The organism is Actinotignum timonense (genome assembly GCF_002860685.3).
GTDB classification, from domain to species: Bacteria; Actinomycetota; Actinomycetes; order Actinomycetales; family Actinomycetaceae; genus Actinotignum; species Actinotignum timonense.
Window position 1 is genome coordinate 950,982 of the sequence record NZ_CP136960.1, and the last position, 22,383, is coordinate 973,364.

General features: G+C 61.4%; 18 protein-coding genes and 1 tRNA gene. 16 read left to right on the top strand and 3 right to left on the bottom strand.

From position 1 onward, the window contains the following. Positions 1–2: 2 nt before the first annotated feature. The 10 genes from CYJ17_RS03930 (at position 3) to CYJ17_RS03975 (ending at position 7,651) form a co-directional block, all read left to right on the top strand. The gene (locus tag CYJ17_RS03930; RefSeq protein WP_087069845.1) at positions 3–1,427 is read left to right on the top strand and encodes an IS3 family transposase; all 1,425 of its coding nucleotides are present in this window, start codon (positions 3–5) and stop codon (positions 1,425–1,427) included. 27 nt (positions 1,428–1,454) lie between these two features. After that, positions 1,455–2,549, top strand: coding sequence for an ATP-binding protein (locus CYJ17_RS03935; protein WP_145989826.1), 1,095 nt, complete (start codon positions 1,455–1,457; stop codon positions 2,547–2,549). A gap of 564 nt (positions 2,550–3,113) precedes the next feature. Next, positions 3,114–3,686: an MIT C-terminal domain-containing protein gene (locus tag CYJ17_RS03940; RefSeq protein ID WP_159454967.1), complete on the top strand. Its 573-nt coding sequence runs from the start codon at positions 3,114–3,116 to the stop codon at positions 3,684–3,686. Positions 3,687–3,933: 247 nt separating this feature from the next. Further along, positions 3,934–4,284 (top strand): PadR family transcriptional regulator, encoded by a 351-nt coding sequence (locus CYJ17_RS03945; RefSeq protein WP_016441758.1) that lies wholly within the window; start codon positions 3,934–3,936, stop codon positions 4,282–4,284. Continuing rightward, positions 4,271–5,020 (top strand): DUF5808 domain-containing protein, encoded by a 750-nt coding sequence (locus tag CYJ17_RS03950; RefSeq protein WP_101595314.1) that lies wholly within the window; start codon positions 4,271–4,273, stop codon positions 5,018–5,020. The genes CYJ17_RS03945 and CYJ17_RS03950 overlap by 14 nt, the downstream gene beginning before the upstream one ends. 2 nt (positions 5,021–5,022) lie before the next feature. Then, on the top strand, positions 5,023–5,403 hold the full coding sequence (locus CYJ17_RS03955) for a hypothetical protein (RefSeq protein ID WP_087069895.1): 381 nt from the start codon (positions 5,023–5,025) through the stop codon (positions 5,401–5,403). Then, positions 5,396–6,247 (top strand): ABC transporter ATP-binding protein, encoded by an 852-nt coding sequence (locus CYJ17_RS03960; RefSeq protein ID WP_087069894.1) that lies wholly within the window; start codon positions 5,396–5,398, stop codon positions 6,245–6,247. The genes CYJ17_RS03955 and CYJ17_RS03960 overlap by 8 nt, the downstream gene beginning before the upstream one ends. After that, entirely contained in the window at positions 6,244–7,098 is an 855-nt protein-coding gene (locus CYJ17_RS03965) for an ABC transporter permease family protein (protein WP_101657668.1), read from the top strand. The genes CYJ17_RS03960 and CYJ17_RS03965 overlap by 4 nt, the downstream gene beginning before the upstream one ends. Before the next feature lie 53 nt (positions 7,099–7,151). Further along, positions 7,152–7,388: a type II toxin-antitoxin system Phd/YefM family antitoxin gene (locus tag CYJ17_RS03970; RefSeq protein WP_087069892.1), complete on the top strand. Its 237-nt coding sequence runs from the start codon at positions 7,152–7,154 to the stop codon at positions 7,386–7,388. Further along, positions 7,382–7,651, top strand: coding sequence for a Txe/YoeB family addiction module toxin (locus CYJ17_RS03975; RefSeq protein ID WP_087069891.1), 270 nt, complete (start codon positions 7,382–7,384; stop codon positions 7,649–7,651). The genes CYJ17_RS03970 and CYJ17_RS03975 overlap by 7 nt, the downstream gene beginning before the upstream one ends. A 308-nt stretch (positions 7,652–7,959) precedes the next feature. Here the strand turns inward: CYJ17_RS03975 and CYJ17_RS03980 are convergent, their stop codons facing one another. Next, the gene (locus tag CYJ17_RS03980; RefSeq protein WP_180948900.1) at positions 7,960–14,190 is read right to left on the bottom strand and encodes a DUF4011 domain-containing protein; all 6,231 of its coding nucleotides are present in this window, start codon (positions 14,188–14,190) and stop codon (positions 7,960–7,962) included. Between the two features lie 319 nt (positions 14,191–14,509). On the opposite strand from CYJ17_RS03980, the gene CYJ17_RS03985 reads away from it, so the two are divergent. Further along, positions 14,510–15,295 carry an L-threonylcarbamoyladenylate synthase gene (locus tag CYJ17_RS03985; RefSeq protein WP_087071120.1) on the top strand — a complete coding sequence of 262 codons (786 nt, stop codon included), beginning with the start codon at positions 14,510–14,512 and terminating at the stop codon, positions 15,293–15,295. Positions 15,296–15,383: 88 nt separating this feature from the next. Here CYJ17_RS03985 and CYJ17_RS03990 read toward each other — a convergent pair whose 3' ends face one another. Then, positions 15,384–15,977 carry a GDSL-type esterase/lipase family protein gene (locus CYJ17_RS03990; protein WP_087069889.1) on the bottom strand — a complete coding sequence of 198 codons (594 nt, stop codon included), beginning with the start codon at positions 15,975–15,977 and terminating at the stop codon, positions 15,384–15,386. Positions 15,978–16,074: 97 nt separating this feature from the next. Between CYJ17_RS03990 and CYJ17_RS03995 the strand changes: the two genes are divergently transcribed. The 5 genes from CYJ17_RS03995 to CYJ17_RS04015 all read left to right on the top strand — a co-directional run bounded on the left by CYJ17_RS03995 (position 16,075) and on the right by CYJ17_RS04015 (position 22,162). Continuing rightward, positions 16,075–17,376, top strand: a complete 1,302-nt coding sequence (locus CYJ17_RS03995; protein WP_101595317.1) for a hemolysin family protein — start codon at positions 16,075–16,077, stop codon at positions 17,374–17,376. Beyond that, entirely contained in the window at positions 17,369–18,394 is a 1,026-nt protein-coding gene (locus tag CYJ17_RS04000) for a hemolysin family protein (protein ID WP_087069887.1), read from the top strand. The genes CYJ17_RS03995 and CYJ17_RS04000 overlap by 8 nt, the downstream gene beginning before the upstream one ends. Before the next feature lie 578 nt (positions 18,395–18,972). Next, positions 18,973–20,103, top strand: coding sequence for a M23 family metallopeptidase (locus CYJ17_RS04005; protein WP_145989738.1), 1,131 nt, complete (start codon positions 18,973–18,975; stop codon positions 20,101–20,103). Continuing rightward, a complete protein-coding gene (locus CYJ17_RS04010) occupies positions 20,103–21,032 on the top strand; it encodes a glycerophosphodiester phosphodiesterase family protein (RefSeq protein ID WP_101595324.1) in 930 nt (309 codons plus the stop codon). The genes CYJ17_RS04005 and CYJ17_RS04010 overlap by 1 nt, the downstream gene beginning before the upstream one ends. Before the next feature lie 185 nt (positions 21,033–21,217). After that, entirely contained in the window at positions 21,218–22,162 is a 945-nt protein-coding gene (locus CYJ17_RS04015) for a zinc-binding dehydrogenase (protein WP_026429095.1), read from the top strand. A gap of 114 nt (positions 22,163–22,276) precedes the next feature. On the opposite strand, the gene CYJ17_RS04020 is transcribed toward CYJ17_RS04015, so the two are convergent. Next, positions 22,277–22,349: transfer RNA gene (locus tag CYJ17_RS04020), tRNA-Arg, on the bottom strand. Between the last annotated feature and the right edge of the window lie 34 nt (positions 22,350–22,383).

A 22,383-nucleotide genomic window follows, 5' to 3' on the forward strand; every position in this document is an offset into this window, starting at 1 on the left:
CAATGAGTAAGCGTACGTACACGAGAGAGCAGATCCGTAAAGCCCTCACCACCTACCAACGCACGCAATCGGTAACCGCCACAGTCCGTAAACTGGGCTACCCAGGCCGAGACACGCTCTACAAATGGATCCGGAATAGCAACGAGAAACCAGAGCAGAGAAAACCGAAGAAACACGCCCCTAACCAGAAAATATCAACGGACGTGAAAGTAACTGCCTGCAAGCGATTCCGCAGCGGGGAAAACGCCTACACTATCGCCCAGGATCTAGGAATCGTGAACTGCACAAACATCTATGCTTGGGTTAAAAAGTGGGATGCGGAAGGCAGTCTAGGACTCATGAACGAGAAAGAATGCGACCAGATCAAAGCGAAAACCCGCCACCAACTGGAAGCCCAGCTACCCCAAGACCCGGAAGAATTACGTGCTCTTGTAGCCGATTTAATCGTGCAGAAACGCGTCTTGAAAGCCCAGCTCGAGCTAGCAAAAAAAGGAAAAGCCCGCACAGGCGGGCGCAGTGAAGCGGTAGAGAAAACACGGGTAGCTAACCAGCTACGCTCTACCACGCCGCTAGCCATGGTCTTAGATACCTTGGATTTGCCGGCAAGCTCGTACTATTACACCGCTAAACAGCTAGAGCGGCCTGACAAGCATGCTCGCTTGCGTGAGTTGATCGCTCAGATCGCGCGCGAGGGCTTGTATACGTATGGGTATCGGCGTATCCGTTTAGCGCTTAGAAAGCTTGGGTATGTGGTCTCGGAGAAAGTCATCCAGCGCTTGATGCGGGAAGAGGAAATCCCGGTCAGGTATGCCAAAGCACGCCGGAAGTACTCTAGTTACGGCGGGGAGATCAGCCCGGCACCGGAAAACCTAGTCGAGCGTGACTTCCACGCTGATGAGCCCGGACGGCTTTGGCTCACGGATATCAGCGAGTTCCACGCAGCTAACGGGAAGGTTTATCTCTCCCCGATTATTGACTGTTATGACGGGAAAGTCGTGGCGTATACGAGGGGATTACACCCAACCTCAGTGTTGGCTGATTCCTCCCTTGAAAACGCCCTGGCAACCCTCCCGCACCAGCGTCTAAACGAGCTACAAGCCGGCCAGAGTGAGCATCCACTCGTGATCCATTCGGATCGGGGAGTCCACTACCGGTCTGTGTCCTGGATTGAGCTTACGCGGCGTTACGGGTTGACGCGGTCGATGTCGAAGAAGGGGTGTAGTCCGGATAATTCTGCTTGTGAGGGGTTTTTCGGGCGGATGAAAACCGAGATTTATCACGGGAAGAAGTGGGCTACAACCGATGAGTTATGCGAGGCGATAGACGAGTATATGTTCTTCTATAACCAGAAGCGTATTACCTTGAAGTTCGATGGTTTAACGATTGTGGAGCATCGTCAAGCGGTTTTAAGCGATAATGTCCAATAAACAGTCCGCAGCCCCATTACTACAGAAGTGCTTGACGGTGTTTCGGTGGTGAAGGTTGAAGTTAACGGCAACGACATCCCCTACTCGGCGCGGGGTAGGTATTACCTGCGTACCGCCGATGAAGACCGTCCTGTTACGCCAGCGGCTTTGCGTGATTTTTTCGTGAAGGCAAGCAGCGTTGTTTCGTGGGAGGCTGCCGATTCTGGAGTGTCGGTAGATCGACTCGACAAAGAGGTCTTTCGCCAATTCGTTCGGGATGGACTTAAGGCTGGTAGATTGCCAGAATCTGACGAGCCTAGTGAACGGGTACTTGACCGTCTGGGCTTGACGGTGAATGGGAATTTGAATAATGCTGGAAATCTGCTTTTTGGTAGCGGTTCGCCGGTCTCGCTGAAGATGGCAGTTTTCGCTACTCCAGAAAAGCTCACGTTCCTTGATATCAAGCATGCGGACTCTAACATCTATCGACTGCTTGAAACTGCAGAAAAATATGTACTCGCCAATATCCGTTGGCGCAGTGAGATCTTTAGTGGTTCACGAGAAGAAGTTCCTGAAATTCCCGCACCCGCAGTTCGCGAGATCATCGCGAACAGTTTTGCTCATGCCGACTATCGCGCCCGCGGAGTATGTCACGAAGTCTGTGTCTATTCGGATCGGATTACGGTATTCAGTCCGGGCAGCTTTGCAAATCAGCATTCTCCCGAAGGTTATATTGACGGGGTTTTACCTTCGTTACCTCGCAATCCGCTGATCGCAAAAACTCTTTATCTTGGGCGTAAAATTGAACAATTTGGCAGTGGGCTGAAGCGTGTTGCAAGCCTGTGCGATGATGCGGATGTGCCTTATGAATTCACTAATCTTGATGTCGGTTTTACGGTAGCGCTCATGCGTGGAACTGATGATCGTATTGGTACAGGTGTTGCGATAGACGTGACTCTGAACTCCACAGAGATGGCGGTGTTGGCACTCCTTACGCAAAGCCCCCAGCAGACGCGACAGGAGTTGGCTGAGAAGATATCCAAGACTGCACGCACGGTTCAACGCGCACTTAATACGCTTGCGATGAAAGGGTACATACGTCGCGAGGGTAGCAAGGCGAACCCGGAGTGGAGAGTTCTTTAGTACTGACAACTGTTCCTCTAGTGCTCAACGTCTTATGGCCGAGTTACCGGCTAGCGTGGTGCTCTCTGCTGGTGGTACATGCTGCCTTGCAATCCTTTGTTGTTTAGTCGGACCGCGAGCGGGTGCGTAGCGACAAAAATGTCACTATGCATGTCACTATGCAGAAGGGGAGAGCGTTCGTGATGGGCTATTGTGGGATGTGGGCTCCGGAAAACACGCTGGTTACCTGGTGAAACTGTGTGTGGGCGTCAGGCAGCGGGCGGCTGTATTCCATAGTGACAAAAATGTCACTATGCATGTCACTATGCAAGTCGGAACTGCGTTTGTGGCCGGTCATAGGGGGCTGTTGGTTTTGGAGAAATGGCTTGTTAGCTGGCGAAATAGCGGGAGCTGCGTCGTCGTATCCACGATGACATTCCGCGGTGACAAAAATGTCACTATGCAGATAGTATGCAGGCGGAGAGGGTGCGATTCACGCGGCGATCTGCGAGCGGAAGCCGGGTCTGCGGGGTGGGATCAGCCACCTCTGCCGAGAACGCCTGGCCGGTCATCTATATTTTCCTTATGGGGAAACGTGTATTGGAAACTAGTGGCGACCACGGCGTGCAGGGATCTTTGCATCGATATGGTTCTGGCCGGCACAGTGTCGCGTTTCCGGGCTACCGCATCTTCGACGAGGGGCAAACCGGCGTTACCTTCGATTTGCTATTTGCTTCCTATCTGCGGGGATGTACGGATGTCGAATTACATGACCCATTCATCAGCTATTCCTATCAGGGGCGCAACCTCGTTGAGTTCATGGCGGTTGTGGCTCTGGTGAAAAATCCTGAAAAGCGATGCCGCTTTCGGTTGTTCACACTCAGGGCGAAGAAGAATGAGCATCACGAAATTCAGGTTCGGATGCTCGATAAGATCACGGAAAATGCCGCTGAGCAGGGCATTGACCTCGATGTGATTTTCGATTCGCGTGCACACGACCGCTGGTTGCGTGCCGATACGGGATGGCTCATCTTCTTGGGCCGCGGCCTCGATATCTACCACAACTTCGAGGGTGGCCACTACGCCTTCCCTACCTCGCGTCAAGAATTCCGAAAGGTTCGGGGTTTTAGCATCGCCTATTCCCTGGATAAGAAGTAAGGGAATCCGTGGGAGAGCGGGCGGAAACTGGGGCTAGCCCCCGACTCCGCCGTGGATAGAGGATCAGCCCACACCGAGGAACCTCGGGCGGGCTGAACTATTGGCTCAATAGTAGCAGAGAAACTAGATTTCTCATATCCTGAAAACTCACCGCGCTACTGTGCTATCCCTACTACTATGTGATGCATACAAGCGGTGTGAACGTACCCGCACGGCACCTGCACCGCGGTGACTGAAAGGGGGAGTGGTGGCTGATTCCCAGCTTCGTAAAGGCGTGCTTGAACTCATCGTGCTCGCCTCGCTTTCCAGGGCGCCGGCCTACGGCGGGGCATTGCTCCAGCGCCTGGAAAATGCGGGTATGGCGGTATCGGCCGGCACCCTCTACCCGCTTCTCAACCGTCTCAAAAAGGCTGGCCACCTGGCCATTCATTGGGAGGAATCCCCGGCCGGGCCCCCGCGCAAGATCTACACGATCACCGCGGCTGGCCGCAGCTACGGGGAACGACTCGCTGGCGAATGGCGCAATCTTGCCGCCGTCGTCACATCCCATCTCACCGCCCTCACAACCGACCGAGGTGATAACAATGCCGGAGCCTAGCTCGCCTACAACCCCCACGATTTTCGGAATCCCCGCTTCTCTGGAAGCCCTGCGCTCCCGTGAAGCTCGCTCGCGCTGGTTCGAACCGGAAAATCCCCGGGTTTTTGTGCCGCGCAACTTCGGGATCGGCTGGGATATTAATATGGGCGCGCTCGCGGTGCGGCTAGGAATGATCCGCCCGGATGATTCCCTCCCGGACTTGGAAGACTATATTTCTCCCCGCACCCGCCACGCTCTCAGCATCGCGCCCGCACTTGGCGGAGCTCTTGCCGTGGGAGCAGCCGCCCTGGTGGCCCGCCGCCACCGGCTCCTTCCCTCCGGTTTTCGTGCCAACCTGCGCCCGCGCGGCATAGTTCCGGCGGCGCGGGCCGTAGCGCCCGCCGCGCTCCTCGGAGCTGCCGGCACGGCGCTCGCGGCCTGGGGTAATCGCGAACGCGTGGATGTTCCGGCTACCGCGCTCGCCGCCGGATTACAGGCCACGGCCCTACTCTCGCTTGCGGCACAGGACCGCTACGCCAGCCACCGCCAAGCCTCGGCATCCCTCCTGGCTGGATGTACCGCGGTGGCACTTCCTGTGGTGGCAGCTGGCGTCGTCGTCGCTACTACGCGCGGAGCGCTACGGAATCTGGGCCGTTTGCTCAAACGCAAGCACTCGGAAAACTCGGCCGCATCCGCAGTCGCCGCCGATGCCGCGCACGGCACCACAACCTCACCCGATACGAAAGAAACTGAATAACCATGGAAGATTTTCTTGCTTTGCCCGCGGCGGCGCAGATCGCCCTGGGAATCGTGGCCCTGATCCAACTCGCCCTGCTCATCACGAGCCTGGTGCTGCTGTCGCGGTGGCCGGAGCGGCAGCTCGCCGGGGTGCCGCGCCTGGGGTGGGTGGTGATTGTTCTGCTCGGCTCGCTGGTGGGGACTTTGCTGTTCCTCTTTATGTACGCGCGGGCGCGTAAGGCATTGGCGCAGCGGCGGGCCTGGGAAGAACGGCGGGCCGGCGGCGCTACCGGGGTAACCGGTGCCGGCACGCAAGCGCTCGGAACCCGCGCCGCCGCGGCGCAAGCGCCCGCAACCCAAGCCGCCAACGCGAGCGAAACGGTGCGTGAGCTCTATGGATAAGACGTACGCGGTTCGCACCGAAAATCTCAGTAAGAATTTCGCGGGGCTCGCCGCCCTCACGGATGTCAATCTGCACGTGCCCGAGGGCTCGGTGTACGGGCTGATCGGCGGGAACGGCGCCGGGAAAACTACCACAATTAAAATTCTGCTGGGGCTTATCGCCGCCAGTTCCGGCACGGCGCGGGTGCTCGGGTATGAGCGGGGCACGCTGCCGGCTGCGCCGGTGCCCGGTGTTGCCTACCTGCCGGATGTGCCCAGCCTGCCGGGGTGGATGAGCGCGCCGCAGGCCCTCGAGTTTTTCGGCGAGGTGTCCGGGGTGGAACGCGCGGTGGCTCGCCGCCGGGCCGCAAATCTGCTCGAGCTGGTGGGCCTGACCCGCGCCCCGGGGAATATCGGCGGGTTTTCCCGCGGCATGACGCAGCGCCTGGGAATTGCCCTGGCGCTGGTGGGTGCCCCGCGGCTCCTGGTGCTGGACGAACCGACGAGCGCCCTCGATCCGCTCGGCCGCGCCGATGTGCTGAATATTATTCGCGAGCTGGCCGGGCGTACCACGGTGCTTCTCACCTCGCATCTGCTCGCGGATGTGCAGCAGGTATGCGACCACGTGGGGATGCTGCACGAGGGCACGCTCCTGGCCGAAGGGCCCCTCGATGAGGTGCTCGCGCTCTACCGGCCCGAACGCGCCACGGTGCAGGTCAGCGTGGCGCGCGCGGATACCGAGGCGGCGCGTAGCGCCATCGCGGCGGCGTGCGGGGCGGCGGGCGTGGAGGCGCAGCTCGATGTTGCTCCGCCCTCGCTCCAGCATGTATACGAATACCTCTCGCGCGGAAAGGTAAGCCAATGAGTTCTGCTGATACTCGCGTTACGGGCAGTCGCGCTACGGATCGCCCCGCTGCGCGCACTCACGCGACGCACATCCGCACCGGCAACCGTGCGGTGCTGCGCTACGACCTGCGCCGCCTGCTGCGGGTGCCCAGCACCTGGGTGGTGCTCGGCCTGGCGCTGCTGCTCGCGGTGGTTTCCCCGCTCACGGCGCTCTACGCCCCCGATATTATTGCCGCGCTGGCCGGGCCGGATACCGCGGCGGCGCTCGGCGCGGCCATGGCCGAGCCCACCTGGATCCAGGCGCACGTGCAATGGGTGAAAAACCTCCACCAGATTTTCGGGATGCTTTTCGTGATGCTCGGCGCCTACCAGATCGTCACCGGGATGCTCGGCGGCCCGGTGGTGTTGATCGTGACGCGCTCGGTGAGCCGCACGGCCGTTTTCGCCGGGAAAATGCTGAGCACGGTGCTCTTGGTGGCAGCGGTGGCTTTCGGCGGCAGCACAGTGGCCGGCATCCTCACCCGCATTCTTTTCGACGACGGCGCCGTGCTCGCGCTCCTGGGAGCCGCGGCACTCTGGCTGCTCGCGATTATTTTCTTGCTTTCCGTGGTGGTTCTGGCCGCGGTGGCAACGGGAAATATGCTGGCCAGCGCGGGTATCGGTTTCGTTGCCTACCTCGTGTTGGCGTTCGGTGGCATGTGGGAAGCGGGCGCGCGCTACACTCCGCTCGGTTTGAACGATGCTGTGGGCGCCGTGGCGGGTGGTGCCGAGGTTCCGGGCCTGTGGTGGATAGGTACGACGACGGCGCTCACTGCCTTTGCGCTCCTCTGGCTCGCATTGCGCCTCTACCAGCGCCGCCCGCTCGGGTAATTGGGAGGGGAGTACCTCTAGAGAGTTCGTACGGAATGGCGTACGCTACTGGTATGAACGTTATAACTACGACCGCGGCTAGAGCGAATCTGTATCGTCTTATTGATGACGTAAACGAGGAAAGCACGCCGGTTACCATTTCGGGGCAACGCCATAACGCTGTCCTGGTTGGGGAAGATGACTGGCGTGCTATTCAAGAAACCTTGTACTTGTCGAACATTCCCGGTTTCGTTGAGTCGGTAAAGGAGGCTCGGCGTGAGGGTGGCACGAGTGAGGCTCTCGATTGGTAGAGGCATGGTCGTTAGAATTCTCTCGTCAGGCTCGAAAAGACGCGAAACTTCTCTCTCAAAGCGGCCTTAAAATCAAGGCCGCCCAGTTGCTCGAAATCTTAACGCGCAATCCCTTTGAGACACCGCCGCGATACGAGAAGCTTATTGGTGAACTTTCGGGATGCTTTTCGCGAAGGATCAATATTCAGCATCGCCTTGTTTACGAAGTGGATGAAGAACGTAGGTGTGTCACGATTCTAAGGATGTGGACGCACTACGAGTAAATCTGGCAAGCCTTAGCGGCACTCTGGCTGCTCGCCATTGTTTTCTTGCTTTCCGTGGTGGTTCTGGCCGCGGGCCTGTGGGGTGGATAGTAACGACGACGGCGCTCGCTGCCTGCGCGCTCCTCTGGCTCGCACTGCGCCTCTACCAGCGCCGCCCGCTCGGGTAAGCCGGCAAGGCCGGGGTAATCCCGGTTTCGCTGAATCCGTTAAGGCGGCCCGCTACGAGGGCGGCACAAGCGATCCGCTTGAATGGTAGAAAATAAGCGGCTCCCGCATTATGCTCAGTGCGGGAGCCGCTTTGCTGCCGGCTAGTCCCGGTGCTCGTTACCGTACAAAAGCACCGCTTCGCTCACCCGAGCTTGGGAATCCGGGCTGAGCCGCAAGAGGCTGAATTCTTTGAGAATACGGCGCACGAAATCCTCATCAGGGTATTCGCCCCACTGGTATTCTTCCGGATACTTGTCAACCAATACGCGCGCCATATTATAGATTTCGCGCAACGGAATCTCGTTGATGCCTCGGCCGGGATAGGGCCGGTAATAATGCCAATTCTCCGGGTAAACATCCTCAGGCCATACAAATTCTTGGCCATCGGAATCATCAACGAAAATCTGATCCTGAGGGATGAACGTATCGAGGATTTTGTTGACCTTTTCGGAGGTCCGTTGCCGTCCAAACCTCTTAACAATCGCTACCCGCAAGGACTGCAAAGGAAGCGGTGCACTCTCTTCGATCATCTCCCGCACGGCTTCGCGAACTTCGGCTGTGCGCGCGGTAGACATGGGGAACTCCAGCTCCTCGCGGCTCCCCAAGGGCGACGTGTCCGGGAGAGTTAACGGTGCTGGGCATGGCGGAATATCGGTACCCCAGTCATCAACGCTCTCGCTTATGCGACGAACGGATTCTCCGGGTTTCGTGCCGTGTTTTTCCCAGGCTTCCCCAAAACGCCAGCGTCCCTCAGATGTGTCAGTGGGATTTTCCGGGGTGGCTGGCTTGAGAGCGACCCGAATTGTACTTCGCTTCGGATGCGGAGCAGATTGCGGGGTTGGCTGCGGATCCTCCGGGGTTCCGTGCTGCGCTGGTTCGGCCGCACGTTTTGCTTTCGTGTGCGTGTTGCGATGCGCCGAGGGGACTTCACGCCAGGTGAGAGCCGATTCGGCATCCGGGTCCTGATGGGTGCTTTCCGGTTCGCGGCGAGCGAGTTTGGCTTTGCGGCCGGCCAGCTTTTTCGCGGCCCGCTCCTGGCGTTTCTCGGCCTTCCGTTCCTCTGCCGCATACCGTTCCTTGGCTTCCCGTGCCGAAGCATCAATGCGGTCAATGACCCCAGCCGGATCGCGCCGCAGCTCCGGAAGCCACACCCGTTCCACCGCGAGCCACCCCATCATGGAGGTCAGCAGCTGCGGAGTAATATCACGATCGGTCACCGTGGGGAGCGAACTCCATTTTTCGTCATCGAACATGACAGCCAGAAGCCACACCTTGCTACCCGGCTCGCGCACCACGATATCGAGGGTGTAACTAGAGAGGCCGTAATCGCCCTGCACTTCCCAGCCACGCTCGCGCAGCTCACGCATAAGTCGGTCACGCACCGGGTTGTCATTAATGCTCAGGGCGCGGGGAAGTGCAGAACTGGCTTCCGCAGCCGAATCGGCCGGTGCGGGAGCTGCGCCGTCGTTCTGAGTACGCGCGCGGGCCCGCAACATATATTCACGTAAGTCCTGCATTCCGCGCGAGCGGGTGCGATTGAGGTCGATGTCCTCCGGATCGAAGGAGGTGACCACCAGCACCTCGCTGCGGGCGCGGGTAATGGCGACGTTGAAGCGGCGTTCACCGCCCTCGCGGCTGAGCGGCCCGAAATTGAGGGGAAGGGGGCCACCGGGTTCGCGCGGTGAAAATGCGGTGGAGAAAATAATGACATCGCGTTCGTCACCCTGGACGTTTTCGAGATTCTTGACGAAAAGCGGATCCTTTTCCTGTTCCATCGCGGCGCGGATGAGGGGATCGCGCGAGTCTTCCAGCAGGTCAAGGATGAGGTTGCGCTGCTGGATATTGAAGGTGACAACACCGATTGATTGGTGCGCTAATGCCGGCGAATTAAGGCGCCGGTGAATATCGCGCACGATTTCTTCGGCTTCCACCCGATTCGTGCGGAAGGTGGCCCCGCGGCTGCGGTCGAACGTTCCGGAAACGCGCCGCATACTCACGCCCGCACCGCCGAAAAGCGCCGCGTTACCCGGCGAGGGGAAACTGGAGAGTTTACCTTCGTAATAGGCTTCGTTGGAGAAGGCAATGAGGGATTCATCCCGGGAACGGTAGTGCCAGGAGAGCCACAGGCGCGGCAGGCCCGATTCGACCGCCTCGGAAAGAATCGACTCCAGATCGCTGACCACCGTCTCCACGAGCGGGCGATCCGGATCGTCAAGATCCTCATCATCACCGCTGAACGGGCCAGTTTTCCCGAACCGCGTAGGCGGCATCTGCCGGCTATCCCCGGAAATGATCACCGCTTTGGCGCGGCCGATGGCACCCATCGCCTGATCAACGGTAATCTGGCTCGCCTCGTCAAAAATGACGACGTCGAAAACTACGGCAGTGGGATCTACGAATGTGGCAAGCGATGCCGGGCTAGCGAAGAAACAGGGTGTGGCTTCCAGGATCTCCTCGGTGAATTCTTCCAGCAAGGAGCGGAAACTGCGTGCCCCGCGTTTGCGATCCAGGTTGCGCCGCAGGGTTCCCACTTTTCCGTGGAGCTCCCCGGGGCGGAAGGACCGCCGCGCCATAAGGGTGGCCGGTAGCGCCTGGGTGGCTTCACCCTGAATGGTGGCGAAAGCTTCCTGGAGGCGGGTGAGATCCGAACTATTTTGTTCCGAGAGGGAAATATGGCCGCTGAAGGCGCGCATGCGTTCTTCCGCGCTGGTGGAGGCCACCCCGCGGCGGAAGGCGAGGGAGATATCACGGTCGGGCACCTCACCCCTTTCGATTTGGTGCTGGAATTCTTCCAGGCCGTTCTTGCGCAAGATCGCGGTGGCGCGGTGCCATTCGACCGCGGCAGCCAGGGAATCGCGCCCGGCTGCTGACCAGCGCGGATACCATTCTTGGAAAACGCTCATCCACCGGTTTTCCGAGGGGAGTTGCAGATCGGCGGCGCTCACCCAGGCGTCCCAGGTGGAGCTAATGATGTCGAGCGCGGCGCGAGCATCATCCAGGCTGTCGGCGCGGCGGGTGAGCTCCACCAGGGCGGGGAAGCGGGTGGAAAGCTCCAAAGAACGCTGGAGAGAATCCGCGGCCTCCGCGAGCGCTGCCGGAGCGCTCGGGTCGCTGAGAGCCACACTCACGCGCTGGCGAGCTCCCGGGATGTTTTCTAGTTCTGTTTCCAGATCAGCTAGGGCGCGGCGCATATAGCTCAGCCGGCCGAGAGCGGCCCGGACTGTATCAGGGGAGTGCTCGCCCTCAATATCCGGTTCCCGCCCGGCGGGTAGCGCCGGAATAAGGGCCGAACGGTACGCTGCCACGCGCTTCTTCTTCCCGAAGAAGCCGCCCTCCGCGAGTTCATCGAGCGCGCGGCTGAGTGCGGAGGTATCGCCGTACGCGAAGAATGCGGGAGAGAAAATATCGGTGAAAAACTCAAGTTCGGGAGTGAGCCGGGAGAGCTTATCGGCGACCGTCGCGATTTTCCAGGTGGAGGAGGCCAGCTGCCGGGCCTCATCCGGATCCAGTAGCGGTGAGGTTCCATCGAGTGCCTTGCGTACGTCCGCAAGCGGAACGCTCCCCAGGGTATCGACCAGCTCCGGGTATTTCTCGCATTGCGCGGCCATGGCCGCGAGCCCGTCGAAAGCATGGATGAGTTCGGGGAGCGGGGCGTGATACGGGCCCACCAGCTGCCAGGCGGACATGGCGGCCAGATCGGTACTGCGTGCACGCACCGCGATATTGGGCAGCGCTTCATCGATAGTGGCGATAGTTGCGCGAGCATTCGGATCGGTGACGAAGCGTTGTGGAACTACCGCGACCGCTCCCTCGCCAAGATCGAGAGACGCGGTGACGGCCGACCAGAGCGAATGCCCGGCCGCATTCATTCCGTGCACAAGCGCCGGGTAGGCCGCGAGGGGTTCGAGGCGGGAACGCAGCAGTGCCCGCGCATTATCCCAGCGGTGCATATCGTAATGAACGCTCGCGTCAATCGCGCCGCGCAATTGATCCCGAATAGCCTGGGGGCGTTGCTCCCCGCCGTGTAAATCGAGAATAAAAGGTGCCAGGCCAATGCGTTCCATGCGTGTTTTGACGACGTCGAGCGCGGCCTGCTTCTCCGCCACGAAGAGTACCCGTTTCCCCTGTTCCAGGAGGTGGGCCAGGATATTTGTGATAGTTTGGGATTTTCCGGTTCCCGGAGGTCCTTCCACCACGAAGCTATATCCCTGACCGGCCGCGGATACCACTCGCATCTGCGCGCCATCGGCGGGAATAGGAAGATTAAGTTCCGCCTCATTCGGGGTAATCTGCTCAATCGGTGGGAGGTCACTCGGCTCCACGAAGCTTTCCCCGGGGCGCAGCGTCAGGTGTTCGAATACCGGAGATTCCATGAAAATATCCCAGTGATCGCGCAGATCCCGCCACATTCCGAATGTGGAGAATTTTGCGATACCCAGGTAGACATCCCGAGTCACCGTAAAGGGAAGATTCTCGCGCACCAGCGCGGCGGAAATCTCACGGAGCGCGTAGTCAATATCGAGACCGGAAGCATCAAGTTTCGGTTCGGAAAGCGCGGTGATATGCACGCCGTGTTCCTGGTGGAGCCATTCCACCAGAGAGTGGTTGGGGGTGGCCTCAGCGCTGTTATCGGCTTGGATTGTGAAACGGGAACGGCCCGAACCGCCCCCTAGCCGTACCGGGAGGAGGAAAAGCGGTGCGCTGGCATCTTTCCCGTTTTTGCTGGTGTAGCGCATCGTTCCGAGCATGAAATAAAGATTGGCTGATCCGGTTTCCTCCGCCAGCGTTTTCGTGGTGCGAGCCAAGTTCTTGAAGAACTCGGCGTAGCGGTACTCGGTTACGTGCCCGAAGAGGATGCCGCGCTCGCTCAGTTCATCGCTCACCTCAGCATCGGATAAATCACTCACATCCGTGGTTCCGCGCAGGAAACGGTTATCGGAAAGATCATCCTGGGCGCGCATCGTAATGCGATCCCCGCGGGAAATGCGATCATCAATATCCGCCAGCATTCCGGCTCGAACTTCGAATTCCAGGACTTCCTTGGCCGGTTTGATATTGAGGAGGCGGTTGCGCAAAGTGAGGTCGAGGAGTTCGCGCTTCCAGCGCTGCACCCGGGCCGGCGCCGCATCGCTGGTATCCAAAGTGAGATAGTCCGCGGAATCCTCTCCGGCCAACTGCCGCGCCAGTTTCCCGGCAGCGCGAATAGCCGCCGCGGGGGAGTGCGCATGAGGCGCGGACGCGGCGGCCTCGGCTGGAGCTGAGGCCGAAGCATCCGGTAGGGCGGCAGCCGGAGGGGCTTGAGTGGGAAGCGGGCGCAATCCATCTCTATGCGATTCCGCCAATCCAATAAGGGCAAGAACAGTACCGTCTGTCAGCTTCGCCTTGGTGCGATTGAGGTTATCTGGGAAGCTGAGCGCGGCGTCGTAAAAAGCAGCATCCAAGGCAAGAACTGCACCGGAACGTAAATAATTATTGATGGAGGCCGGTTCGGTAATAACCGGTTCGCGCAGGCCATCCTCCGTGCTCGCAATACCAACGAGGGCGTGCCCCGGCACCAAAATAATCACCGGGAGCAGCCCGCAGGACTGCGCCAGGGCCGCGTAGGTCAGGACCAGGTCGATGCAGGTGCCGGCTTTCGCGGTAAGAACTTCCTCCGTGGTGCGGATGCGCTGGCCGGTATTTTCGAAAGAAGCGGGTGGGGTGACGTAACGGATATCCTCCGCGGCTAAAACCGCGTAGGCAGCCGACATGATTTGAAGCACCCGTTCGATACCGGCCTGGTAGCCCTGCACTGAGGCATCGCCGGTGGCTTCCTTGAGTAAATCGGAGACCTTGCGCACCAGCGCGGGAATCTGCGGGGCGTTGGGCTGCGCAAAAGCCGCCAGCGACTCAAAATATGCCGGAGCGTGGAACCACTCATTCGGAGCGAGGATACGTATATCGGCTCGGGCATACCCGGCCGCGGAACTCCCCTCGGTGCGCAGATGTGCTTCCAGGGTTCCGGGTTGGGATTCGGTTGCCTGTAATAGGGGATTATTCGGGTCGAGGCGGGTGTGCGCGAGGAAACGCGGTGCTACCGGGGCGGCTTTTCCGGGCCGGAGTTCAGGAAGGGGAACCGTGAGGTCGAAAAGTGAATCCGCGCCAATGCGAGCGCTCAGTTCCAGATGCGCCTGTTCACTCGCCTCACTATCCGACGTATTGGTCGCGAGGATATTTTTGATAACTGGAACCTGGTTATGGGCAAGTGCCCAGCCGGTTTTCCCTGCATAGGAGATCTCAACGCGGAGGATTCCGGATTCCACAACAAGAACGTCGATTCCCTCAGATCCCACTCCGCTCATTCCCGCTAGTGCCCTTCCGTAGGTGTGTGCCTTGCCGTGTCCTCATTGGCAATCGGCGATATTTTCGACAATCCACCCGATATGTTACTCCGTATCTCCCCCGGACAGGCGGGTATTTTAGTCCGCGGAACGATGCGCGCGCGTCCAATATGTGAACATTTCGTCTCAGAATCTGGAATTTACATTAGTCTCCAGAGTGCGCGGTTTCCCGGCGCGGCACGCGCCGGGCGGCGTCGTACTAGAAACGACCACCGCGCGTACGTTTCTCGAGGAAACGGAACCACCCACGGTAGAAGAGAAGGAGGCCCGCGTGGCTGAAGGATATGTGCACTGGAATGGCGAACTGAATACGGAAGCCACCCAGCTGCTTCGCGCGGGCGGCGCCATGTGCGTGGTCCCCACCAAGGTCGGCTATATTATCGCCACCACCGATTCGGCCGGGCTGGAACGCAAATTCGCGGTGAAGAACCGCAAACGCAATAAGCCCGCCGTGGTGCTGTGCGGCTCCATGGAAGAACTGGAAACCCTGGCGCAACTCACCCCGGAAATTCGCGATTTTTACCAGAAGAACTGGGACGAAGACATCCTCATGGGCTGCATCCTGCCCTGGCGTGCCGAGGCTGCCGAACACTACATTCCGGAAGAAGGCGAAGCGCGCAACCTGGTGCGCGACGGGCGCGGAACCTCCTGCTTCGTGATCCGCTACGGCAAGGCTGCCGAGCAGATCGCCGCGGAACTGTGGGAGAAGGATAAGAAGCTGGTCTTCGCTTCCTCGGCGAACCCCTCCGGGCGGGGGAACCGCGGCAAGGTGGAAGGAATCGGCACCGATATTGCCACCGAAGCGGACCTGGTGATCGAAGCTGATGATTACGTGACGTCCATCCAGCCCGATGCGTCCGAAGCCACGCGCTGGGAGCAGGGCGTGATGGTGTCCTTCGTGGATGAATCCGGGAAACTGGTGCCCGAACAGAACGGGCAGCGTATGGTTACCCCCGCGCCGGTGCTCATCCGCAAGGGCGTGTACCTGGATCGGATTCTGCAGCTGCTTTCCGAATCCTTCCTCAGCTGGGATTTCCGGCAGGGGGCGTACTACTAAAAAGCTTTGCTTGCGAGTAGTGAGCTGCGCGGCGGTCGATCTGGTGGTCGGCCGCCGCGTTGTAGTGCCGGGGCTATGTAGTTGGTTGCTAGTTGGCCGCCGCGCGAATCCCGAGCCACTGGTTCCACCCGTGGTGGAGCACCAGCCAAGCCATGAGCCCGTAACCGGCCTGGCGGGGCGCATAACCCCCGCTCAGGTCCATATCGGTATTCCACTGTTCGTGATCAACCAGCGGGCTAAAGGTATCCACGAAGGGAAAACGCCGCCGCTCGGTCACATCCCGGTAGGCATTGGATAAATTGAGCTGCACATCGCGGGGCAGATCTGGGCGCGGGGGCGGGCCCACCACGAAGGGGCGCATGCGCATCCGGTCCGCGGAATCCAGTAGATTCGCCAGGTGCAGGCGCGCCCGCGCCATGGTGCCGCCGCGTTCCAGATCGTGACTTCCCAGGCCGATAACCAGGCGCGACTCAATATCCGGGCCGGTGCGCAGGGCAACTTCCCGCTCCCAGCGCTCCGCCATCTCCGAAATTGTTTCCCCGGGAACAGCCAAAGTGAGGGGGAGGAGCGGAGGGTCGGTGAGGGTGCGGGCCATCACGCGGCCCGTCCACCCGAGCGCCCGCGCATCGCCGTACCCGGCCACCAGCTCATCGCCAATAAAGATGACACGTAAAGAATCCACGGCTGCCTCCCTTGCTACTAGGTAAATCCTAGCGTGCTCAGCGCGCGCCACCCCCGCGAATCGCTAGACTGCAAGAAGTACCTACCCTGGAGTTTATGTGACCAACGCTCTTCTTTTACTTCTTGGCATTCTCCTCACGCTGGGAACCGCGCTTTTCGTGGCCGCGGAATTCTCCCTGGTGGCCCTGGACCCGGCCGCGGTGGAATCGCGCGCCGCTGAGGACCCGGCCGCCGCCAGCGTGGCCGGCCGCCTCCACCACCTCTCCCTCTTCCTATCCGCCTGCCAGGTGGGCATTACCATCACCACGATTCTGCTCGGCTACGTGGCCCAACAACCCCTGACGGAAATATTGACGGGCTGGCTGGGCGCGGCCGGGGTGGCGCGCGCCGCCGCGGTTGCTATTGCCGCCGCCGCGGCCTTCCTCCTCGTCAACCTCTTCTCCATGCTCTTCGGGGAACTGGTCCCCAAGAATATGGCACTGGCCGAACCCCTGCGCACCGCCGCCCGGGTGGGCGGCCCGCTGCACGCCTTCAGCGTGGTGTTCAAACCCGTGATCGTGTCCTTCAACGCCACCGCGAACTGGCTGCTGCGCCGCATGGGCGTAGAACCGGCCGATGAAATCTCCGGGGCGCGCTCGGGCCCGGAACTGGGTGCCCTGGTGCGCCAATCCGCGGCGGCCGGCACCCTGGAGCCCTCCACCGCGCGCCTGCTCACCGCTTCCATCGGCGCGGGCGGGCTCACGGCCATCGATATTATGACCGACCGCGGCCGGGTGGAATACCTGGAAGAAACCGCCTCCGCCGCGGACGTGATCACCGCGGCCCGCACCACCGGCTTCTCGCGTTTCCCCGTGGTAGGTGAGGGCGGCCTCGACGATATCCGCGGATTCGCGCACCTGCGCCCCGCCGTGGCCATTCCCGCCGAGCGGCGCGTGGACGTGCCCGTCACCTCCTCCTCGGTGATGCGCGAAGCATTCGCGGTACCCGAAACGATGGAATTGCCCGAGCTCCTCGTGGTGCTGCGAGACATCGGTGGCCAAACGGCCGTCGTCGTCGATGAATACGGCGGAACCTCTGGAATCGTGACGCTCGAGGACGCCGTGGAAGAAATCGTCGGCAATATCGCGGACGAACACGACCGCCGCGGCGCCGGCGCGCGCCGCACCGCCCCGGGAACCTGGGTGGTGCCCGGTTTGCTGCGCCCGGACGAAGCCTTCCGCATCTGCGGGGTGCGCCTGCCCGAAGACGGCCCCTACGAAACCCTCGGCGGGCTGATTATGGCTGAACTTGGCCGCATTCCCGCGGTGGGGGATACGGTGGAGGTCGACGACGCCCAGCTGACAGTGCGTGCTATGGACGAGCGACGCGTAGAAACGGTGGAGGTGAAAATCCATGAGTAATACCCTCGCTCTTATCCTCACCGTGCTGTTGCTCGCCGGAAACGCCTATTTCGTGGCCTGCGAATTCGCACTCACCGCCTCGCGGCCCTCCCGCCTGGAACCCCTGGCGGAAAGCAACCCGCGCGCCGCGAAAACCCTGGCGGCTTCCCGCAACCTCAACGAAATGCTGGCTGCCTGCCAGCTCGGCGTGACCCTGTGCTCGGTGGCCCTCGGGGCGCTTGCGGAACCGGCGCTCGCGGCGCTGCTGCTGGTGCCGCTGGCCGCGGTGGGGGCCGGGGCAGTCCTCGCCCACACCATCGCTTTTGTGCTGGCTTTGCTCCTGGTGACCGCCCTGCACGTGATCCTGGGGGAAATGGTGCCGAAGAACCTGGCGGTCACCCACCCGGAACGCCTCGGCATGCTGTTTGTGCCTTCGCTGCTGGTTTTTGACCGGATCTTCCGCCCGATCACCGGATCGCTCAACTGGCTCGCGGTGCATATCGTTTCCTGGATGGGGATGAAACCGAAAGACGAGGTGATCTCCGCGTTTACCGCTTCCGAGGTCGCGGCGATTGTGCACGCCTCCCAGGCGGCCGGGGTGCTCCAGGATACCCAGGGGCTTATCACCGGGGCGCTGGAATTTTCCGAACACCAGGTGGGGGACACCATGCTGCCCCTCGATAAGGTGGTGACCTGCCCGCGCACCGCCACGCCCGCGCAGGTGGAGCGGCTGGTGGCCGACCACGGGTATTCGCGGTTCCCACTCGTGAGCGACGGGAATATCGTCGGGTACATTCACGTGAAGGATATTCTCGACGCCGCCCAGCGCGAACTGCCCATTTCTGCCCGCTTGGTGCGGCCGGTCCGCAGCCTTGCTGCCAGCACCAGCGTGGAGGACGCGCTGCGAACTATGCAAACCTCGGGGACGCATATGGCCATCGTGGAAGATAACGGAAAGGTAACGGGTGTGATCTTCCTCGAAGACGTTATTGAAGACCTCGTTGGGGACGTGCGTGATTCCATGCAGCGCCGTTCCTAAAACCGCGAGTTAGTGCGGATTGGGCGGGGTGTGATTGCTGCGGGGAGGGAGCGGGACGGTTCGGCATGGGGCCGGTAGGGCGCGATGCGATACGGCTCATGTGGTGAAAACTCTTTGCCTTTCCGGCGCTGACCGTTATCATTTTGTAATAGTGACGGGCCGGTGGATGAGCCGGCCATCTGGCAGGGAAAATGAGGAGAGCAGTGAGCGCGGTACACCACACCTCTCGCGGCGGGCGCAGAGCGGCCCGAGCGTATGAGGCTCCGCAGGAGCGCGCCGGTTCCCATGCCATTTCTCCGAACCCATCTCAGGGCGGCGGCAAACGTGCCGCCCGCAGTGCTACGGGTGCGCGCGCAGCGGGATCGCATGTCTCGGTTGGCCGCGCCTCCGGTTCACATGGGTCTACTTCGCACGCGGCGCCCAGCTCAGCAGCGCGCCGGGCTGCCAGCCGGGCGGCAGGCAAACGGGCTGCGGTTGAGGTTCCGCTGCATGCCGTCGCCTCCACCCGCGACCAGTCTGAAATTACGCCGCCAACGCGGCGCGGGCGCCGCGCCGCCGTCGTCGCACCGCTCGCAACGGTGAGCGAACTTCCCGCGCGCGGTAAACGGGCCCGCGCCGCAGCGCCGGCAGCTACCCCGCAGCCGGGAGCCACACCGGTAAGCGTGCGTCCGGTCAGCCCGCTGCCAGAACCTACCGAGCTCCCCGCCCGGGAACTGAAACCGCAGGTGAACGCGGGGCGCGGGGCCGCTTTCGGCGTCGTTCTTCCTTCTTCTTTGACCATTGCTGCCTGCGAGGCCGCGCCCACCGGCGGAATCGGCGCCGCGGGAATCACCACCGATACCGAGGGCACCGAAGTCCTCTCCGAATCGGATATTGACGCGGCGGTGCGCGCGGGTGAAGCCCGCGGGCGGGCGCAGAACCGGGAGCGTTCGGACCGCATTCTGGCCGGGGCGGCCGCGCACTGGGCGGTGGCGCGTTCCGTTTCTCCCTATCGCAATATTCTTATTGGCGCGGTGGCCTGCTTGGGCATGGTGCTTCCCGTTATGTCCACCTTGCAGGGCAATGCGGCGCAGGCCGCGAACCCGGCTTTCGTGGCGCCCATGGCGGAAGAATTCACCACTCCGGCCCAGCTCACCGGGGAAGTCGGCGCGATTCAACGCGCCCAGGCCCGCACCGCGGCGGAAAATCCGCGCCGCGCCTGCCCCACTTCCGCCGGAGCGTCCGGTACCCGCGCCGCTTTTGATATCCCCACGGATCGCCTCATCGTCAAGCCGCTGCCCGAGGGAAGCTACCGACTCACCTCGCCGTTCGGCACCCGCGTGGACCCGATCTCCGGGGAAGTTTCCTCCCATGCCGGGCAGGATTTCGGTGCGCCGGCCGGCACCCCGATCCACGCCATCGCCGACGGCGTGGTCAAGCACGCCGGTGAAGGCATCCAGGGCCGCTCAAATAATCTCATTATTATCGAGCACACCATTAACGGGGAAAAGTTCAGCTCCTGGTACATCCACATGTACGACGACGGAGTTTTCGTCAAGGCCGGTGACAAAGTCAAGGCCGGTGACGTGATCGGAGCGGTGGGCTCGAATGGCTACTCCACCGGCCCGCATCTCCACCTGGAGATCCACGCCGCCAACGACGAACTCCTCGACCCGCTCGCTTTCCTGGAAGAACGCCAAGCCCAGCCCCTCGAGGCGGATTGCAAGTAATGGGGCGACTCTACGATATTGATGGGCCCGCGCTCATCATCGCCCACCGCGGCGGCGGTAACGAATACCCGGAAAACTCCCTGCGCGCTTTTGAGGCTCTCTACCGCGCGGGATTTCGGCATATCGAATCGGATGTGCACGCCACCGCGGATGGTGTGGCGGTCATCCTCCACGATCCGCTCCTGGATCGCACCACGGACGGCGTTGGCCCGATCAGCGCGCACACCTGGGCAGAAGTAGCTCAGGTTCGTAACGAGGCCGGGGAGCGCCCGCCGCGCCTGGATGAAGTCCTCGATGCCTTCCCGGACGCTGTTTTTAACCTGGACGCGAAATCCGATGCGGCCGTAGAACCGCTGGTCGCGGCGGTGCGGCGCACCGGGGCCGCGGGGCGGGTGTGCCTAGCCAGTTTCTCCCAGGCCCGCGTGGAGCGTATGCGCAGTCGGCTGCCGGGAGCCACATTTTCGCTGGGCCGCTCCGCGGTGGCCTGGCTCATGGCGCTCTCCCACCTGCCCGGTGTGCAGGGAGTACGCATCGCCAAATTCCCCGGTTCGCAGCGCGGTTTCCAGGCCGTTCAGGTGCCGGTAGATATCGCGCTGCCGCGCCCGCGCTCGCTACCCGGCCTTCGCTCGTTACCCGGCCTTCGCTCGCTGCCCCGCCCGTGGCCGCTTTCGCGCTCAAGCCGCTCGCGCCGCTTGCTCCAGAGCGGGGATGCGGCTGGCGGCGGCACGCTCGGCCACCCGGTTCCCGTTCTCACCGCGCGGTTTGTGCAGCTCGCCCACGCGCAAGGGCTGGCGGTGCACGCCTGGACGATTAATTCCGCCGCGGAAGCGGAAGGACTGCTCGACCTGGGTGTTGATGGCATTATTACCGACGAACCCAGCGCGATGCGCAGCTATTTCGATAACTCGCAGTACTCGGTGCGGATCTAAACGCCGGTAGCGGGAGGGGAGCGCGGCCGGGAGCGGCGTCGTCGTACCACATTCTGGACCACGCCGGCGCGCCACGCTCTCAGCGCAACTTCCGTGCAAATCGTGATGAAACAAACAAAAAATGCTAGGCTTAAAGTCCCTTGCAGCGCATAGATGCGCCGCACCGCCACACAGAAGGAGTTGTGATGAAGGCCTGGCAATTTACGAATACCAATGAACCGCTTGTTCTCAACGAGGTTCCCGATCCCACGGCCGGCCCGGGCGAGGTTGTTCTGGAGATGAAGGCGGCTGGTATTTGCCATTCGGATGTTGGTCTACTCACGGATGAGGGCTGGCTGTCCATGCTCGCCAAGCGCCCCATCACCATCGGGCACGAAAATTCGGGCGTGGTGGCCGAAGTGGGCGAAGGCGTCACGGAGTACAAGGTCGGGGATCGCGTGGGCGTGTGCCCCACCACCGCGGCCGGTGCGCCCGGTTACAGTTTCGACGGTGGTTTCGCGCCGAAGATGGCGGTTCCGGCCGAAGCGCTCGTTCCGCTTCCGGACGGCGTTGATTTTATTTTGGGCGCGGCGGCAACCGATGCCGGGATGACCTCCCACGCGGCGGTCGTGACCCAGGGCGGCCTGCAGAAGGGCCAAACCGTGGGGATTATTGGCCTGGGCGGTCTCGGGCAGATCGGTGCTCGGGTGGCGGTGCTCGCCGGCGCGGATGTGTACGTGGCTGAAATTAATGAAAAGGTGTGGCCGCTTGCCGAAAAGATCGGTGCCAAGGGCGTGAAGAAGGATATTAAGGACTTCTCCGATATTACTTTCGACCTCATCGTGGACTTCGCCGGTTTCGGCACCACCACCGCGGACGCCGTGGATATTATCCGCCGCGATGGCACCGTGGTGGTTGTGGGCATGGGCAAACTGGAATCGCTTATTTCCACGAAGAGCCTCATCCTCAACCAGTGCCGCCTCATCGGCTCCAACGGCGGCACCAAGGAAGATATTGCCGGGATTTACGAGTTCATGGCCACCGGGAAACTCACCCCGCAGGTCACCACCATCCCCTTCGAGGAGATTCCCGAAGGCATCGAGAAGCTCAAGAATCACGAGGTCGTGGGGCGCCTCGTGGTTGAGTACTAAGCGCCGGTAGCGTTCCTGCGGCGCGTGTTTTAGTACGACGGCGCAGCTGGGGCCACCAGTGCAGCGATGGGCCCGCATATCTTTCGATACGCGGGCCCATCTTCGTGCGATTTGTGCCCCGAACAGGATTCGAACCTGCGGCCTTTCGCTCCGGAGGCGAACGCTCTATCCCCTGAGCTATCGGGGCGCACTGCGCTACTTTACCACGTTGGCGGGTGGCG

What these genes read in the sequence shown, in the direction of transcription:
- CYJ17_RS03940 (WP_159454967.1), top strand. Translation starts at nt 3,114, where the DNA reads ATGGGGAAACGTGTATTGGAAACTAGTGGCGACCACGGCGTGCAGGGA.
- CYJ17_RS03970 (WP_087069892.1), top strand. Translation starts at nt 7,152, where the DNA reads ATGAACGTTATAACTACGACCGCGGCTAGAGCGAATCTGTATCGTCTT.
- CYJ17_RS03965 (WP_101657668.1), top strand. Translation starts at nt 6,244, where the DNA reads ATGAGTTCTGCTGATACTCGCGTTACGGGCAGTCGCGCTACGGATCGC.
- CYJ17_RS03950 (WP_101595314.1), top strand. Translation starts at nt 4,271, where the DNA reads ATGCCGGAGCCTAGCTCGCCTACAACCCCCACGATTTTCGGAATCCCC.
- CYJ17_RS04015 (WP_026429095.1), top strand. Translation starts at nt 21,218, where the DNA reads ATGAAGGCCTGGCAATTTACGAATACCAATGAACCGCTTGTTCTCAAC.
- CYJ17_RS03955 (WP_087069895.1), top strand. Translation starts at nt 5,023, where the DNA reads ATGGAAGATTTTCTTGCTTTGCCCGCGGCGGCGCAGATCGCCCTGGGA.
- CYJ17_RS03960 (WP_087069894.1), top strand. Translation starts at nt 5,396, where the DNA reads ATGGATAAGACGTACGCGGTTCGCACCGAAAATCTCAGTAAGAATTTC.
- CYJ17_RS04010 (WP_101595324.1), top strand. Translation starts at nt 20,103, where the DNA reads ATGGGGCGACTCTACGATATTGATGGGCCCGCGCTCATCATCGCCCAC.
- CYJ17_RS04000 (WP_087069887.1), top strand. Translation starts at nt 17,369, where the DNA reads ATGAGTAATACCCTCGCTCTTATCCTCACCGTGCTGTTGCTCGCCGGA.
- CYJ17_RS03930 (WP_087069845.1), top strand. Translation starts at nt 3, where the DNA reads ATGAGTAAGCGTACGTACACGAGAGAGCAGATCCGTAAAGCCCTCACC.